The organism is Pseudomonas sp. USTB-Z (assembly GCF_019691255.1).
Lineage (GTDB): Bacteria > Pseudomonadota > Gammaproteobacteria > Pseudomonadales > Pseudomonadaceae > Aquipseudomonas > Aquipseudomonas alloputida.
This window is the reverse complement of the sequence record NZ_JAECZP010000020.1, coordinates 51,202-68,289: the sequence shown is the minus strand read 5'-3', so window position 1 is coordinate 68,289 and position 17,088 is coordinate 51,202. Positions and strand designations below refer to the sequence as shown.

Sequence of the window (17,088 nt, the reverse complement as noted above, 5' to 3'; positions counted from 1 at the left end):
ATCACGCTTGGGCTGGCGCAGCCGTGCCCACCTGCATCAGACGTTGCCGGGTTTTCTGCGGGTCCATCCAGGCCAGCCCGATCAGCCCGGCAATCACCAGCACCGCGCCGCACACCAGAAATCCCTGGCCAAACCCTGCCGTGTGCCCGGCCCCGGCGCCCTGCACCAGCAAACCGGTGACCACCGGTGCCGACAGCCCGGCCAACGAGGCGATACCGTTGCCGATCGCCAGAATGCCGCCGCGCTGCCCGCTGGGCGTGAACTCCGCCAGCATGGCAGGCCCCACGGAGTACATCACCAGCGCCAGCCCGCCGCTGAAGGTGAGGCTGACGATCCGCTCGACGTTGCTCAGACCGGGCAGAAACAACGCCGCTGACAGCAGCCCGCTGGCGATCAGGCACACTGAAACGAACGCACCGCGCGACCAGCGCGTGGCAACCCCGGCACGCATCATTCGCTGTGACAGCCAGGCCATGAACAGGCTCAGCGGCGTGGTAACCACCACGAACAGAACGAACACCTGGCCGGTCATGATCGGGTCGATCCCCAGCCCGGTTTCCAGGTAGCTCGGTACCCAGGTCAGGGTCAACGCCAGGGACCAGTTGGCGGCGAAGTGGCACAAGTAGTTGCCCAGTACCGTGCGGTCACCGAGCAGCCGACGATAGGGAACAGGGGCCTGCCCTTCTTCACGCTGGCCCGGGCGAATGCGGTCGAGGTTGCCCTCGCTGCCCAGCCACCACCACAGCACACACCACACCGCCCCGATCACCGCCAGCACGATGAAGTTCATGCGCCAGCCGTAGTGCACACTGATCCATGGGATCATGGCACCCGCTACCAACAGCCCCAGCGCACTGCCGGTATGCAACAGCGCCACGGGAAGGTTGCGACGGTCGTTGGGGAACCACTTGTACAAGGCATGTGTAGCCACCGGTGAGGCCGGTCCCTCGCCAATACCCAGCAGCACCCGGCAGGCGACGATCGCCCACAGCGAGCTGACGAACAACATGGGCAACTGGATAAGCGCCCAGAACGCGCCCATCCCCAGCAGCAGGGTGCGGGTTGGCCGGCGATTGGCCATGAAGCCGCCTATCACCGCCGAGATGGCGAAGAACCAGTGCAGTGCGCCCCCTACCAGGCCGAACTCGGCAGGGGACAAGCCCAGTTCCCTGGACATCGGCACCGCCACCAGGCCAATGACCACCTTGTCCAGGAAGTTCACCAGCATCAACAGCGCCAGCAGTACCGCAATCATCCAGGCCGTGCCTGCACGCGCGGGGGTGTCAGTATGAGTCATGATGATCTCTCGTTATTGTTCTTGTCTGGAGAGCCCGGCCGCCACGGGCCGGGCATACCGCGTCATTGCTCAGGCATGAGCACGCCCTTGGCGATGGTGTTGCGCTGGATCTCGCTGGTTCCCGTGAGAATGCGCATCATACGTGTCGCACGGAATATCCACTCCACCGGGTTGCCACGCAGCAGCCCGGCACCGCCGTGTATCTGCACGGCGCGATCGGCGATGCGGAAGGCCGTCTCCGAAACGAACAGCTTGCACATCGGGGCCTGGGTGCGGATATTGCCACCGGCGTCATTCACCGCTGCCGTGGCGTAGACCATGCTGCGTGCAGCATGCAGCTCGGTGGCCATGTCGGCGATCATGTGGTTGATCGACTGGAACATGGCGATAGGCTGGCCGAACTGCTTGCGCGTGCGGGCATAGTCGATCGAGAGGTTCAGTGCCAGGCCGGCCAGCCCCAGCAAGGTGGGGCAATGCAGCAGGCGGTTGAGGGTGATGCGCCCCATCGCCAACTTGAAGCCCTGCCCTTGCTCACCAATGCGGTTGGCCGCCGGCACCCGTACGTCCTCAAGAATGATGTCGCCATGCGCACCACCGCCGGACATGACCGAATAATCGCTTTCAACCCTTACCCCCGATGCGCTCAGGTCGACGAAGAACGCCGAAATCCCCTGGGCACCGCGCCCGGGATCCGTCACCGCAAGCAGCACGGCGATGTCGGCATAGGGCGCCCCTGAAATGTAGCGCTTGGCGCCATTGAGCACATAGTGTTCACCTTCCCGCCGTGCGGAGGTCTTGATCGCCGTTGCATCAGAGCCGGCTTCGCTTTCAGTCAGGGCGAAGCACACGGCCTTTTCGGCACGGCACACCGGCTGCAGGAACGCCTCGATCTGGGTCGGGCTCGCCACCTTGAACAGATGGCCGATACGGGGCGGTCCGGAAAGCTCACCGAGAATGTGCGGCGACAGCATCGAGCCGGTGAGCACCGTGGCTTCCTTGACCGCACACAGGTCTGACACGCTCAACCCGGCGCCACCTATCGCCTCGGGCAGCATGATGTTGTAGAAGCCCTGCTCGCACGAACGCTGCCATACCTGCTGCAGCACCGCCCGCGGGTGCGGCTCTGCCCAACTGAGACCGGCTTGCTGTTCCAGGGGCAGGATTTCGTTGCGAACGAAGCCACTGATGGCCTCGATGATCTGCTGGGCCTTTTCGCTTGGCTGATACATGGTCGTTCCTCGTGTCAGATACGGCGTTCGCTGTTTTGCCAGTAGGCGTCACGGATCAACCGGCGCACCACCTTGCCGTTGGGGTTTTTCGGCAGCTCGCTGACGAAGTCCACGGCACGTGGTTTCTTGAAACCGGCCAGGGCCTGGGCGCAATGTTCGATGACGTCCTGCTCCTGCAGCGCCATGCCCGGCTTGAGCACGATCACCGCCCGCACCGCTTCGCCCCACTGCTCGTCAGGCACCCCCACCACCGCCGCCTCGAACACCTGCGGCATGCTGTAGAGCACCTGCTCGACCTCGCTGGGGTAAATGTTGAAGCCACCGGAAATGATCATTTCTTTCTTGCGGTCGACGATGAACACATACCCCTGCTCATCCACCGTGGCCAGGTCGCCAGTCAGGTAGTAGCCGTCGCGCATCACCTCGGCGGTGAGGTGGGGGGCGCGCCAGTAGCCCTGCATGATGTCCGGGCCCTTGACTACGATTTCGCCCACCTCTCCCGGCTGGACGTCCTGGAAGTGGTCGTTCACCACGCGCAGGTCGGTTTCGAAGTAGCAACGTCCGCACGAGGCCAGGCGCCGGTAGTCGCCGCCCTCGCACAAATGGTCCTGTTCGGTCAGGACGGTTACCAGCGAGCAGGTCTCGCCAGCACCGTAACCCTGGGCCAGGATCGGCCCGAATACCTCGATGGCCCGTTTCACCAGCGCTGGTGCCATCGGCGCGGCACCGTACATGACCAGGCGCAAGCTGCTCAGGTCGTAGCGCTCGACATCAGGGAAGTTGACCAGGCGATTGATCATGGCAGGCACCAGGAACAAGCGGGTCACGCCTTCGCGCTGAATGGTCTCGAGCAACAGCTGGTCATCGTAGCGCTCCAGCAGCAGGTTGCAGGCACCGACCGCCAGCAGCGGCATCAGCTGCATGCCGCTGGCATGGGTGATAGGGCCGACGTGAGCCATGACGTCGCCCGGGGCGGCGCGACGGGTCGGGCTGGCGAGGCTCTTGCGGATTAGCGCCTTGCGGTTGCCCACGCTGAGCATCGCAGCCTTGAGCACACCAGAGCTGCCAGAGGTGTAATGCAAAACGGCAAGGGCGTCGTCAGGCAGGTCGCAGCTGATTGGCTGGCTACTGCCTTGTGCCAGCAGCGCGGCATAGGTGATGTCACCGCCCCGCTCACCCAAGGTCACGATCAAGCGTAATGAAGGTACCTCCTGCCTGCGGTCCAGCAACGCCTGGGCGAGTTGCGCATCGGCGATCAGCGCGACACTGCAGGCGTCGTTGAGCACCTGAATGACTTCATCCGGTGCCAGACGCGCATTGACCGGTACCTTGACCAGGCCGGCCTTGTAGAAAGCCACCTCTGCTTCCACCAGTTCGGCGCGGTTTGGCGCCAGGATGGCGACATGCTCGCCCGTGGCGATGCCCTGTGCCAGCAAGGCCGAGGCCAGCTGGTTGGCCCGCTGTTCGAGCTGAGCGAAGGTCAGCCGGGTGTGGCGGTCGATTACCGCCAGACGTTCAGGCCAGTATCTGGCACTTCGACTGGATAGGGTTCCAAGGTTCACGTTGTTGTTCTCGTCGACGGTTAAGACCCGCTCGATGCTAAACAGCGTGAAGCCGGGGCAAGTAATACCAGTTGCGTATGCACGCCATAACAGATTGCGCTGGCACTGATGTGTTGAGGCCCTGAGGCAAGGATGACACATCGCTTGCATATGACACCTTGTGTCATTATGATCAACGCCGTGTCCTGGCGTCGCCTCCGCGCCGATCAGCCATCCCTAGTCTCCACCCCAGCAGGTACCGCCCATGACGACCACCATGCACACCCCCAAGGACCAGCTTGTCAAACTCGCCCAGCAACAGATGCTGACGGCGCTGACCGACAACACCTACACCGTACGACAAAAGCTCGCCCTCACCTGTCGCATCCTGTTCGACGGCGGCCACGACTCTGGCCTGGCCGGGCAGATCACTGCGCGTGCGCAGGAACCTGGCACCTACTACACCCAACAACTGGGGCTTGGCTTCGACGAAATCGCTGCCTCCAACCTGCTGGTGGTGGACGAAGACCTGACGGTGCTGCAAGGCCGTGGCATGGCCAACCCGGCCAACCGCTTCCACAGCTGGCTGTACCGCGCCCGCCCCGACGTCAACTGCATCATCCACACCCACCCGCTGCACAGCGCCGCCTTGTCGATGCTGGAAGTTCCGCTGGCCATCTCGCACATGGACCTGTGCCCACTGTTCGACGACTGTGCATTCCTCAAGGAATGGCCCGGTGTGCCGGTGGGCAACGAAGAAGGCGAAATCATCGCGAACGCGATTGGCGACAAGCGCGCAATCCTGCTTTCCCATCATGGCCTGCTGATCGCTGGGCGTTCGATCGAGGAAGCCTGCGTGCTCGCCCTGCTGTTCGAGCGGGCAGCAAAGATGCAACTGCTGGCCATGGGCGCCGGTGACATCCGCCCCATCCCCGAAGCACTGGGCAAAGAGGCCCACGACTGGATTTCCACCCCCAAACGTCACGGTGCTGCCTTCAGCTACTACGCGCGCCGTGCCTTGCGTGCCCATGGCGACTGCCTGGGCTGATCGAAGCTGTACTCTTCCCTCAACAACGGCAAAGGTGCCTGGTCATGTCTACACCTGTAATTCGCGGCGTTATCGGCTACACCATCACTCCCTTCACGGCAGACGGCTCACTCGACCTGGATGCCCTGGGCACGTCCATCGATAGCCTGATCGCAGACGGCGTGCACGCCATCGCGCCGCTGGGCAGCACCGGCGAAGGGGCTTACCTGTCCGACAGCGAATGGGAAACCGTGGTGCGCTTCAGCCAGGTACGCATTGCCGGGCGCGTACCCAGCGTGGTCAGCGTCTCCGACCTGACCACCGCCCGCACCGTGCAGCGTGCCCGCCTGGCACAGGCCTGCGGTGCTACGGCGGTGATGGTGCTGCCCATCTCTTACTGGAAGCTCACCGAAGCCGAAGTGGTCGCCCACTACAAGGCGGTCGGCGCCGCCATCGACATTCCGATCATGCTCTACAACAACCCGGGCACCAGCGGCACCGACCTGTCGGTGGAGCTGATCCTGCGTATCCTCGGCGAAGTGCCCACTGTGACCATGGTCAAGGAAAGCACCGGTGACATCCAGCGCATGCACCGCCTGTTCACGGCTACAGATGGTCAGGTGGCGTTCTACAACGGTTGCAACCCGCTGACCCTGGAAGCCTTGGTGGCCGGCGCCACGGGCTGGTGTACCGCCGCGCCCAACCTGATCCCTGCACTCAACCTGGCACTGTGGGACGCCGTACAACAAGGCGATCTGGCCGAAGCCCGTGCGTTGTTCTACCGCCAGTACGAGCTGCTGGAGTACATCACCCGCCGTGGCCTGCCGACCACCATCAAGGCCGGCCTGAAAATGCTCGGCCAGGAGGTCGGCGCCCCACGCCTGCCCCTGCAGCCGCTGGATGCGCAAGGCAGCAACCACCTGAAAAACCTGCTGGTGGCGCTGACCAACTGATGCACAAACCTGCCCGGCAGCCTGTCGCTGTCGGGCAGCCTTTTTTTCAGGAACAGCCTTGGGCTGCGAAAGGGCCAATGACGCTGCAGTCGGATTACCCCTTCGCCGCACAAAACCGCTCCTCATCTGACCATTACCAGAGGCAACCATGGACGCGCCTGCTCAAAGCTCTGCAACGCCGCTCAGGCTGACAGACATCCTTCACCCGGTGATTGCCGGACTCGTTTCGGTGATCGTCAACTACGGCGGCACGTTCATCCTGGTGTTCCAGGCGGCCAAAGTGGCCGGGCTGAGCCCGGAGCTGACGTCGTCGTGGGTCTGGGCGGTGTCGATCGGCGTCGGCCTCAGCGGCCTGGCATTGTCCTGGTACAGCCGCGAGCCGGTCATCACAGCCTGGTCCACGCCAGCCGCCGCGTTCCTGGTCACCGCCCTGGCCAGCGTGCCCTACAGCGAGGCCATAGGTGCCTACCTGCTGTCGGCCGCCGGCTTCGTGGTGCTGGGGCTGAGCGGGTGCTTCGAGCGCCTGGTGCGTGTCGTGCCCGGCGGCATTGCCGCCGGCCTGCTGGCCGGCATCCTGCTGCAGTTTGGCATCGGTGCCTTTGCCAGCCTGTCGGTCGACCCCACCCTCGCCGGGCTGCTGATTGCAGCCTATGTGGCCTTCAAACGCTTCACCGCCCGTTACGCCGTGGTCGCCATATTGCTGCTGGGCCTGGGCTACCTGTTGCTGCAGGGGCAAGTGGGCCTGACGACGTTGCGGCTGGAATTCGCCTCACCGGTTTTCACCGCGCCCACCTTCTCCCTCAACGCGGCCCTCAGCGTGGCCCTGCCCTTGTTCCTGATCACCCTCACCGGCCAGTACATGCCCGGCATGCTGGTGCTGCGCAACGATGGTTTCAAGACCAGCGCCAACCCGATTGTCGCCGTCACCGGCATCGGCTCGTTGCTGATGGCGCCCTTCGGTTCACACGCGTTCAACATCGCTGCCATCACCGCGGCCATCTGCACCGGCAAGGAAGCCCATGAAAACCCGGACAAGCGCTGGGTGGCGGGCATCGCTGCCGGTGTCTGCTACATCCTCGTCGGGGTGTTCGGGGTCACGCTGGCGAGTGTCTTCATGGCCCTGCCGGGCACCTTTATCACCACCCTGGCGGGCCTTGCCCTGCTGGGCACCATCGGTGCCAGCCTGGCCAGCGCCCTGGCCGATGCCCGTTCACGCGAATCAGCACTGATCACCTTCCTGGCGGCGGCGGCCAACATCAGCCTGTTGGGCATTGGCGGGGCTTTCTGGGGCCTGGTCATTGGTCTGCTGGCCCATGTTGTGCTGAACGGTCGCTTGCCCGGTTTGCGCGGCGCCTCCCGCTAAACGAGCTTTCCACCACCTTGCCGTGCGCCAGGGGCGCACGCTGTTCAACAGGTATCGACATGCCCCACGCTGGCCCCAAGCTGCTGACCCAAATTGCTGCCGTGCACTTCGTCAGCCACGTGCACATCATGCTGATCCCGGCGCTACTGCCCGTATTGCCCGGCCTGCTGGGCGTGGGCTTCGTAGAGCTGGGCGTAGCCCTGGCGGTGTTCAACATCGTCTCCGCGCTGGTACAGGCCCCGCTGGGTTACGCCGTCGATCACTATGGCGCACGTAAAGTGCTCAAGGCGGGGCTGTTGCTGGGCAGCCTCAGTTTCGTGCTACTGGCGGCCAGCCCCGGGTATGCGGTATTGCTGGTGGCGATGGCCATGGCTGGCCTGGCCAATGGTGTGTACCACCCGGCCGACTATGCGCTGCTGGCCAACGGCATCGAGCCCGCACGCCTGGGGCGGTCGTTCTCTATTCATACCTTTGCCGGTTTCCTCGGTTCAGCCGTTACCCCAGCCGTATTTCTCGGCATCGCCGCGGCGCTCGGCACGCGGGCAGCCCTGGCGGCGGGCGCGGTATTCGGGGTAGCCGCGCTACTGCTGATATCGATACCAGGCAGTGGCGTTTACCGGGTCGCCAGGCCTGCCAACAAACAAGACACAGGCCCGGCCGCAGCAACAGGCCGCGTACGTTTGTTCACCCCCATGATCGGCGTGCTGACGGTGCTGTTCATCCTGCTCAACCTGAGCACCAGTGCCATCGAGAAGTTCTCCGTAGCCGCCCTGGTCCAGGGCCAAGGCCTGACACTGGCCTGGGCCAACGCCGCGCTCACCGCTTTCCTGCTGAGCAGCGCAGCCGGCGTGCTGTGCGGAGGCGCTTTGGCCGACCGTACCCGGCGCCATGGCCTGGTGGCGGCGCTGGCCTTCGCGCTGGCGGCTGCGCTGACCGCTCTGGTGGCACTGGGGCTGCTGCAGGGCTGGGCATTGGTGGTCGTACTGGGCGCCATTGGCTTGCTCACGGGGGTCATCGCCCCATCAAGGGACATGCTGGTCAAGGCAGCGGCGCCACCCGGGGCCGAGGGCAAAACCTTCGGCCTGGTGTCGACCGGGTTCAACATCGGTGGCGCCATCGGGCCGGTAGCGTTCGGCTGGATGCTCGATCAGCGCCTGCCCAACGGGATCTTCATCGCATCGGTGGTGTTCATGTTGCTGACGGTGCTGCTGACCCTGGCACAGGAGACGTATTCAGCCAGAAGGCGCGCGACTGAACAGCTGGCGCGCGCCCTGTAGGCCCGGTGCAGCATTGCCAGGCCAGGGTCAGTCATTCATTGCGCCGGGTTGGCATGCATCACTCGCCCGCCTGCCCCCGGCCGATTGACGAACAGCACATCCAGCACACTGTTGCGCAAACCCTTCAGTGCATTCCAGTTCGCTGACGCATGCATGTATCTGTCGCGCAACAGCCGCTGTTCTTCCTCGCTCAACCCCGCCTGGCCAGTTTCCCCCAAGGCAAAGGCATGCAGTTTTCGGCTGATGCCCGACAACTCATCCGGCAGCCAATGCTCTGCCTGCGCGCCCAACGGCGCAAACGGCACACCCGCGCGCACCGCCAACGCCCGCATCACGCTCAAGTACACCCGGGACAAGTGCCCCGCCACTTGCCGCTCCCGGTACACCGCCGCATAGACCTGCTTTTGCGCCTCGTCCCGATGCCCACCGGCAATCGGCTCCTCCCAGGTCATCACGCGCGGCCTGGGTTCGCCCATATCGGCAAACGCCGAAGCCAGCAAGGCGCTCACCTTGGCATGGACGCGGCACTGCTCGACACGCATGCCTGCGGGCACACGCTGGGACTGAGGTTTACACAGCAGCACCTGCTCCAGGGTGGTTTCCGGGTAACCACCTCCAATGTTCGAGTGCACACCCGGCAGCACGATATCGTGGCCACTGCGTACCAGCGGGAAGTTATGCCGCCGCTCGTCCTCGGCCACCAGTTGCACCACGTGCCGGGCAATACCCGCACCCAGGCCCAGGCGCAGGCCACCGTGGCGGCCGTCTGCAGGGTCGAAGTCACCCTGTAAGGGCGCGATGATCGCCGCCACGGTGTCGAACAGGCCGATAAAGTTGATCGAGGTTTCGCACGCCACCGATAACAGCCCGCCCGCGTCCTCGTGCAGCAGGTTGGCCAGATGCCGCACCGCCGCCGCACCCCGGCTGAAACCGAAAAGATCGAACTCGACCCCTTCCAGCGTTGCCTGCGGATGCGCCCGGCGCCACGCCTGCAGTTGCTCGGCCATCGCCTGCAACGCCTCGGCAACCCGCGCCTCGGCCCCCGTGCGCCCATGCCCGGTGGCCGAGGCGTAGACATGGTCGGCTTCACCCGCCAGCGTGCCCACGCCTTCCACATAGTGCTTCAAGAACGCCTGCGGCCCGTCGGTATTGGCCGCATCAGCCGGATACAACGCATGCAACAGGGCCACATTGCTCAAGGCGTTGCCATAGCTGCCGCCCTTGTCGCCCTGATCACCCATCGTCATGGCATTGTGCTGGTTATTACCGGTGCCATCGAAGAAAACGCCAAACCGCAAGGTGATCGGCGTAAGGTTTGGCGTGCTGGCGCTGGTCATTTTCATCATCGTGCCTCCTGCTTGTCCGAAAAGCACAAGCAGGCGCCAGCACGCCGTCACGGAACATCAGGCAATGGCCAGCCATACGTGGGACATTTCTTTGCCCGCATGCCCGGCTGCAACGATAAATTTACCCGCCGCCATTGGTGGTCGCCCCCCCGGATAGATTAAAGTATCCCCCCTTGCCAAGGCTGCTGCCTCACGCCGCCTCAGGCCCCTACCAGGAACCGTCGCCGATGGAACACCGTGAAGCGCTGATCGCGCTGCGCACTTTTCTTTCTACCCAGATCCTAGGCCAGGAGAAACTGGTCGAACGGCTGTTGATCGTGCTGCTGGCCGACGGCCACATGCTGGTCGAAGGGGCACCGGGCCTGGCCAAGACCAAAGCCATCAAAGAACTCGCAGAAGGCATCGAAGCGCAGTTCCATCGCATCCAGTTCACCCCCGACCTGCTCCCGGCCGACATCACCGGCACGGAGATTTACCGCCCGGAAACCGGCAGCTTCGTGTTCCAGCAGGGGCCTATCTTCCATAACCTGGTGCTGGCCGACGAAATCAACCGCGCACCGGCCAAGGTGCAGTCGGCGCTGCTCGAAGCCATGGCCGAGCGCCAGGTCAGCGTGGGCCGCAGCACCTATGACCTGTCGCCGCTGTTTCTGGTCATGGCCACACAGAACCCGATCGAGCAGGAAGGCACCTACCCGCTGCCCGAAGCCCAGCTCGACCGCTTCCTGATGCATGTAAAAATCGGCTTCCCCGACGCCGCCGTAGAGCGGCGTATCCTGGCGCAGGCCCGGGGTGAAGCCCTAGGCGGCGAGACCAAGCCTGAGCGCCGGGTCAGCCAGCAGGCCATCTTCGCTGCGCGCAAGGAAATCCTTGGCCTGTACATGGCCGACGCAGTGGAGGAATACCTGGTGCAGCTGGTCATGGCCACCCGCACCCCGGCCAAGTTCGACACCGAGCTGGCCGACTGGATCGCCTACGGCGCCAGCCCGCGTGGCTCCATCTCGCTGGACCGCTGCGCGCGTGCCCATGCCTGGCTGGCCGGGCGCGACTTCGTCAGCCCCGAAGACATCCAGGCCGTGCTGTTCGACGTCCTGCGCCACCGCATCATCCTCTCGTTCGAGGCCGAGGCGGCAGGGATCGACCAGGACCGCGTGGTCCAGCGCATCCTCGACGTCGTCGCCGTTGCCTGACCCCATGCCCACTGCGCAGCTGGCCGAACACGGCATCCGCATTGGCCTTGCCGAGCTGATCGACATGCGCCACCGCGTGCGCGAAATCCAGCTGTTTTCCAAGCCCGGCCAGCGCAGCCCGCTGGTCGGCCTGCACCATTCCAGGCTGCGCGGGCGCGGCGTGGACTTCGACCAGGTGCGCGTTTACCAGGCCGGCGATGATGTGCGCAACATCGACTGGCGTGTCACTGCGCGTACCCAGGAGCCGCACACCAAGCTGTTCCACGAAGAACGCGAGCGGCCGATCTTCATCCTCGTCGAACAAAGCCAACGGCTTTTCTTCGGCTCAGGGCTGATGTTCAAGTCCGTGCTGGCGGCCCAGGCGGCGGCGCTGTTCGGCTGGGCAGCGCTGGGCCACAACGACCGCATCGGCGGCTTGGTGTTCGGCGACAACGAACACCACGAGATCAAGCCCCGACGCAGCAAACAGAGCCTGCTGCAACTGCTCAACCGCTTGGCAAAGGTCAACCAGTCACTGCACACCGAAGCCATACCCGGGGCCGACAGCCTCGGCCTGGCCCTGCGCCGCGCCCGCGAAGTGCTACGCCCCGGCAGCCTGGCCATCGTGATCTGCGATGAGCGCTCGCTCAGCGCCCAGGTGGAACAGCACCTGGCCATGCTCTCACGGCATTGCGACCTGCTGTTGCTGCCGGTATCCGACCCGCTCGACCACGCGTTGCCCGCCGCCGGCCTGCTGCGCTTCGCCCAGCGCAGCGCCCAGCTGGAGCTCGACACCCTCGACGCCAACCTGCGCCAGGCCTACCGCCAGCAGGCCGAGGCCCGCATCGAGCGCTGGGAGCTGATGGCGCAAAAGCTGAGGGTGGTCCTGATGCCACTGAGCACGCAAAGCGAAATGATCGAGCAACTGCGCGAGTACCTGAACGCCCAGCGGCCCCGGAGCGCGTCATGAACCCGCTCGACCAGTTGCACCCACTGATCGCCCCGGCACCGGTCAGCCTGTGGCCACCCGCACCAGGCTGGTGGCTGCTGCTGGCCGCCCTGCCACTCCTGGGCTGGGGCCTGTGGCGGCTGCGCCGCTGGCGCCCGGGCAAACGCCGCATCGTGCGCGCCGAACAACCCCTGGACCCGGTACGCCTGGAGGCCTTGGCCGAGCTGGCCCGCCTGCCACGCCCGTATGACGGCGCCCCGGCCGGCGCCTGGCTGCAACAGATCAACGCCCTGCTCAAACGCCTGTGCCGCAACCACTACCCAGGCGCCAACAGCCACACCCTCAACGGCCGCCAGTGGCTGGCCTTTCTGGATAACCGCTGCCCGGCCGCCGGCCTGACCCGCTGGATGGTACTGGTAGAAGGCGCCTATAAACCCGAGTGCAAGCTCGATGACAAGGCCATCGCCGGGCTCAGCCAAGCCGTCGAAACCTGGATCCGCAAGCATGTTTGAACTGGCCTGGCCGTGGGTCTTCGCCCTGTTGCCGTTGCCATGGCTGGCGCGCCTGCTGCTGCCCGCCGCCGACAGCGGTGAACCGGTGCTCAAGGTGGGCTTCCTCAGCGAGCTGGAAGGCCTGGCCGGGCGCCGCGCACGGCTCAACCTGCCCACCTGGCGCCAGCAGGCACCGTTCGTCGTCATCTGGCTGTTGCTGCTGTGCGCCGCCGCTCGCCCGCAATGGCTGGGCGAACCGGTGCCGATCGCCGCCAGCGGCCGCGACCTGCTGGTGGCGGTGGACGTGTCCGGGTCGATGGACTTCCCCGACATGCAGTGGAAGAACGAGGACATCAGCCGCCTCGACCTGGTCAAGGCGCTGATGGGCGACTTCCTGCAAGACCGTGAAGGCGACCGTGTGGGCCTGATCCTGTTCGGCAGCCAGGCCTACCTGCAGGCGCCGCTCACCTTTGACCGGCGCACCGTGCGCACCTTCCTCATCGAGGCGCAGATCGGCATCGCCGGCAAGAACACCGCCATCGGCGACGCCATTGGCCTGGCGGTCAAACGGCTGCGCGAACGCCCGGCACAAAGCCGGGTGCTGGTGCTGATCACGGACGGTGCCAACAACGGCGGGCAGATTCACCCGCTGACAGCCGCCCGCCTGGCGGCCCAGGAAGGCGTGCGCATCTACACCATCGGTATCGGCGCCAACCCCGAAGCCAGTGGCACACCAGGCCTGCTCGGCCTCAACCCGAGCCTGGACCTGGACGAAGCCGCGCTCAAGGAAATTGCCGACATCACCCACGGCGCCTACTTCCGCGCCCATGACGGCGCCGAACTGGACGCTATCGGCGATACCCTCGACCAACTGGAGCCCGTGGCCCAGCAACCGACCCAGGCACGCACAGCCCAGGCCCTGTACGCCTGGCCCCTGGCGCTGGCGCTGCTGCTCAGCGTGCTGCTGGTGGTAGCCGTGCAGTGGCCTGACAACCTGTTGCAGCGCCTGCTGCGCAAGCCGCGCTTCCTGCAGCCGCACCCGGAATGGCGCCAGCGCTTGAAGCGCCTGCGTTTAAGGAGGCGGCGATGATCGACTTGTGGCCCCAATGGCTGCGCCCGCTCTGGCTGCTGGCGGTTCCCGTGCTCGGCTGGCTGCTGTACAAGCTGTGGCACCGGCGCAAGCGTGCCGGGCGCTGGCAGATGATTCTGCCGCCCGCCTTCCATGGTGTACTGCTGGGTGGCGGCAGCGGCAGCACCAGCAAACTGCCGTGGGTGGCGCTGGGCCTCGCCTGGTTACTGGTGATCCTGGCGCTGCTCGGGCCCAGCTGGCAGCGGCTGGAAGAAAGCCGTCAGCGCCCGGCCGACCCCCTGGTGATCCTGCTCGAACTGACCCCGCAAATGCTCGCCGAGGACAGCCCGCCCAACCGCCTGGAACAGGCCCGGCGCAAGATCCTCGACCTGCTTGAACACCGCCGCGACAGCCAGACGGCGCTGGTGGTGTATGCCGGCTCCGCGCACACCCTGGTGCCGCTGTCTGACGACCTGGCCACCACCCGCAACTTGCTCGAGGCCATCGACCCGTCGATCATGCCAAAACCCGGCCAGCGTGCCGACCTGGCCGTGCAAAAAGGCCTGGCGCTGCTGGCCCAGAGCGGCCTCGGCCAAGGCCGCCTGCTGCTGGTAGGCTCGGCACTCAGCGCCGCCGAGCGCCAGGGCATCACCCAGGCCCTCGGCCGCCAGGGCCCAAGCCTGCTGATGCTGGGCATCGGCAGCCGCGAAGGCGCCCCGGTGCGCCAGGCCAATGGCGAATACCTTAAAGACGACCAGGGCGGCATCCTCTTGCCTCGCCTGGACAGTGCCAGCCTGAAGGGTTTTATCAGCGGCACGGGCGGGCGCTACCGGCACGCCCGCATTGACGACCTCGACCTGCGTGGCCTGGGCCTGTTCGACAACCCGCGGAGCGGGCGCAATGACGGCCAGACCCTGCAACTGGACAGCTGGGCCGACCAAGGTTACTGGCTGCTGATTCCGTTGTTGCTGCTGGCCGCCTGCGCTGGCCGGCGCGGCTGGCTGTTCTGCCTGCCGCTGCTGCTGGCCTTGCCGCAGCCTAGCCAGGCTTTCGAGTTCAACGACCTGTGGCTGCGCCCCGACCAGCAAGGCCAGAAGCTGCTGGAGCAAAACCGCCCGGCCAGCGCTGCACGTCACTTCCAGAACCCGCAATGGCGCGGCATGGCCCTGTACCAGGCCGGCGACTATGCCGGGGCCGCCGAGGCATTTTCCCAAGGCGACACTGCAGCAGCCCACTACAATCGAGGCAATGCCCTGGCCCATAGTGGCGAGCTGGACGCCGCCCTGGATGCCTACGAGCAAGCCCTGGAGCGCCAGCCCGACCTGCAGGCCGCGCTGGACAACCAGGCGCTGGTGCAGCAACTGCTGCAGCAACGTGAAGCCAAGGCCGAGGAACAACCGCCCGGCAGCGATGCCCAAGACACGCCCGGCAGCGAAACCGAAGGCAACAGCAGCTCGGCCAGCAGCCCGGCCCAAGGCACACCCGGCGACGACCAACAGGCCAGCCCCGAACAACCCGGCGAAAGCAGCAGCAACAGCCAGGCCGCCCCCGGCAACCAGGCCGGGGGTGACGACAGCGTCATCCAGCCGCCACAGCGCCCGGTGTCGACCAGCCTCGACGGCGAACAGCGCCAAGCCCTGGAGCAATGGCTGCGGGAAATTCCCGACAACCCGGCAGAGCTGCTGCGACGCAAATTCTGGTATGAACAGCAATTGCATCAGGAAAAATCACGATGAGTCGCTTCGGCGTCTTTCTCCTCACCCTGCTATGGGCCGTAATGGCCCAGGCCGAACCGCTGCTGCAGGCCAGCGTCGACCGCACCCGCCTGGAAGCGGGCGAAAGCCTGGAACTGACCCTGGAAAGCCAGGACGTCACCCAGTTCGGCAAGCCTGACCTGCGCGCCCTGGAAGGTGACTTCGAAGTGCGCGGCACGCGCCAGTTGAACAGCCTGCACACCCTGGACGGCGAAACCCGCGCCAGCACCCGCTGGATCATCACCCTGCTGCCACGGCGCAGCGGTAGCCTGCGCATCCCCGAGCTGCAGCTGGGCCAGTCACACAGCCAAGCCATCGAATTGCAAGTGCTGCAGGCCGATGCCAGCCGCCAGGACAACGCTCAGGTCTTCATCGAAGCGACCCTCGACAGCCATGACGTCTATGTCCAGGCCCAAGCCGTGCTGACCCTGCGCATCTACCACTCGGTAGCGCTGTACGACGACAGCAGCCTCAGCCCCCTGCAACTGGAGAACGCCAAGGTCGAGCCGTTGGGCGAGTCGCGCACGTATGAAAAGGAAATCAACGGCGTGCGTCACGGTGTGATCGAAACCCGCTATGCGGTGTATGCCCAGCAAAGCGGCAACCTCGACATCCCGCCACTGACGTTCACCGCCACGGCAGCCGCCAGCAGCGACGAAGCAGCACAGGCCAATGGCACGGCCCGCGCCGGCCACCAGGTGCAGGTCAGCTCGCTGCCCTTGCGCCTCACGGTACGGCCGATTCCGGCAGCCTGGCCGGCTGGCTTGCCGTGGCTGCCCGCCAGCAGCCTGACCCTGGAAGAGCACTGGAGCCCCGACCCCAGCAGCCAGCAGGTACAGATTGGCGACTCGCTGACGCGCAACATCACCTTGCGTGCCGAAGGCTTGTCCAGCACCCAACTGCCGCCGCTGCCGGCCACAGAAATCATCGGCCTGCGCCGCTACCCTGACCAGCCGATGCTGCGCAACGAAATCAGCGAACGGGGCATGACCGCCAACCGCGAAGAGCGCGAGGCCCTGGTGCCGACTCACAGCGGCACGCTGGCCTTGCCGGCGCTGGAAGTGGCCTGGTGGAACACCCGCGAAGACCACCTGGAGCACAGCAGCCTGCCGGCGCGCACGCTGAACGTGCTGGACAACCCGGCACTGAGCGCCGACACCCCGGTGGGCGACAACAGCAGCGCCAGCACCCTGCTGTGGCCCTGGCAGCTGTCCACACTGGTGTTCGCCCTGACCACTGTGCTTGGCTTTGCCCTGTGGTGGCGCGCCCGTTCGCGGCCAGCGGTGCTGCGCACGGCACAGAACGGGCCAAGCCCACGCACCTTGCTGGACGACCTCAAGCGCGCATGCCAGGCCAACGACCCCCAGGCTACGCGCCAGGCGCTGGATGCCTGGGCCCGGCAGCAACCGGAAACCCTGGCCGAGATGGCGGCGCGCTTCGTGCCGTTGTCGGATGCGCTGGATGGTTTGAACGGGGCGTTGTACAGCGAGAGCGGGCAGTATTGGCAGGGGGAGGATTTGTGGCGGGCGATTGGTACCATTCCGCCAGCTGAGCAGGTGTTGCTGCCGGCGGGCGAGAACGGCAGCTTGCCGCCGCTCTATCCCAAGTGATGCGCAGTGGCTGATT

At 65.5% G+C, this 17,088-nt stretch carries 14 protein-coding genes; 10 read left to right on the top strand and 4 right to left on the bottom strand.

Annotated features, from left to right (window positions below):
* Position 1 precedes the first annotated feature (1 nt).
* The 3 genes from I8746_RS20825 to I8746_RS20815 form a co-directional block, all read right to left on the bottom strand.
* Positions 2-1,255 (bottom strand): MFS transporter, encoded by a 1,254-nt coding sequence (locus I8746_RS20825; protein WP_003247252.1) that lies wholly within the window; start codon positions 1,253-1,255, stop codon positions 2-4.
* 104 nt (positions 1,256-1,359) lie between these two features.
* Positions 1,360-2,526: an acyl-CoA dehydrogenase family protein gene (locus tag I8746_RS20820; protein WP_012053224.1), complete on the bottom strand. Its 1,167-nt coding sequence runs from the start codon at positions 2,524-2,526 to the stop codon at positions 1,360-1,362.
* Positions 2,527-2,540: 14 nt separating this feature from the next.
* Positions 2,541-4,088: an AMP-binding protein gene (locus tag I8746_RS20815; protein WP_012053225.1), complete on the bottom strand. Its 1,548-nt coding sequence runs from the start codon at positions 4,086-4,088 to the stop codon at positions 2,541-2,543.
* A 244-nt stretch (positions 4,089-4,332) separates the two neighbouring features.
* Here I8746_RS20815 and I8746_RS20810 point away from each other — a divergent pair, with 244 nt between their 5' ends.
* From I8746_RS20810 to I8746_RS20795, 4 genes are all read left to right on the top strand, one after another.
* On the top strand, positions 4,333-5,115 hold the full coding sequence (locus tag I8746_RS20810) for an aldolase (RefSeq protein ID WP_004577435.1): 783 nt from the start codon (positions 4,333-4,335) through the stop codon (positions 5,113-5,115).
* A gap of 44 nt (positions 5,116-5,159) precedes the next feature.
* Positions 5,160-6,047 (top strand): dihydrodipicolinate synthase family protein, encoded by an 888-nt coding sequence (locus I8746_RS20805; protein WP_012053226.1) that lies wholly within the window; start codon positions 5,160-5,162, stop codon positions 6,045-6,047.
* A 148-nt stretch (positions 6,048-6,195) separates the two neighbouring features.
* Positions 6,196-7,410 (top strand): benzoate/H(+) symporter BenE family transporter, encoded by a 1,215-nt coding sequence (locus tag I8746_RS20800; RefSeq protein WP_012053227.1) that lies wholly within the window; start codon positions 6,196-6,198, stop codon positions 7,408-7,410.
* Positions 7,411-7,469: 59 nt separating this feature from the next.
* On the top strand, positions 7,470-8,687 hold the full coding sequence (locus I8746_RS20795; protein ID WP_012053228.1) for an MFS transporter: 1,218 nt from the start codon (positions 7,470-7,472) through the stop codon (positions 8,685-8,687).
* A 35-nt stretch (positions 8,688-8,722) separates the two neighbouring features.
* Here the strand turns inward: I8746_RS20795 and I8746_RS20790 are convergent, their stop codons facing one another.
* Complete coding sequence (locus tag I8746_RS20790; RefSeq protein ID WP_012053229.1) at positions 8,723-10,033, bottom strand: DUF2235 domain-containing protein; 1,311 nt, start codon at positions 10,031-10,033, stop codon at positions 8,723-8,725.
* A 227-nt stretch (positions 10,034-10,260) separates the two neighbouring features.
* On the opposite strand from I8746_RS20790, the gene I8746_RS20785 reads away from it, so the two are divergent.
* From I8746_RS20785 to I8746_RS20760, 6 genes are read left to right on the top strand one after another with little or no spacing between them, the layout of a single operon-like run.
* Positions 10,261-11,220, top strand: a complete 960-nt coding sequence (locus I8746_RS20785; protein ID WP_003247242.1) for a MoxR family ATPase — start codon at positions 10,261-10,263, stop codon at positions 11,218-11,220.
* Between the two features lie 4 nt (positions 11,221-11,224).
* The gene (locus tag I8746_RS20780; protein WP_004577431.1) at positions 11,225-12,169 is read left to right on the top strand and encodes a DUF58 domain-containing protein; all 945 of its coding nucleotides are present in this window, start codon (positions 11,225-11,227) and stop codon (positions 12,167-12,169) included.
* Positions 12,166-12,660 carry a DUF4381 domain-containing protein gene (locus I8746_RS20775; protein ID WP_012053231.1) on the top strand — a complete coding sequence of 165 codons (495 nt, stop codon included), beginning with the start codon at positions 12,166-12,168 and terminating at the stop codon, positions 12,658-12,660. Before I8746_RS20780 ends, I8746_RS20775 begins: the two co-directional genes overlap by 4 nt.
* Positions 12,653-13,729 (top strand): VWA domain-containing protein, encoded by a 1,077-nt coding sequence (locus tag I8746_RS20770; RefSeq protein ID WP_012053232.1) that lies wholly within the window; start codon positions 12,653-12,655, stop codon positions 13,727-13,729. The genes I8746_RS20775 and I8746_RS20770 overlap by 8 nt, the downstream gene beginning before the upstream one ends.
* Positions 13,726-15,444 (top strand): tetratricopeptide repeat protein, encoded by a 1,719-nt coding sequence (locus I8746_RS20765; RefSeq protein WP_003247238.1) that lies wholly within the window; start codon positions 13,726-13,728, stop codon positions 15,442-15,444. The genes I8746_RS20770 and I8746_RS20765 overlap by 4 nt, the downstream gene beginning before the upstream one ends.
* On the top strand, positions 15,441-17,072 hold the full coding sequence (locus I8746_RS20760; RefSeq protein ID WP_012053233.1) for a BatD family protein: 1,632 nt from the start codon (positions 15,441-15,443) through the stop codon (positions 17,070-17,072). Before I8746_RS20765 ends, I8746_RS20760 begins: the two co-directional genes overlap by 4 nt.
* The last annotated feature ends 16 nt before the right edge of the window (positions 17,073-17,088 follow it).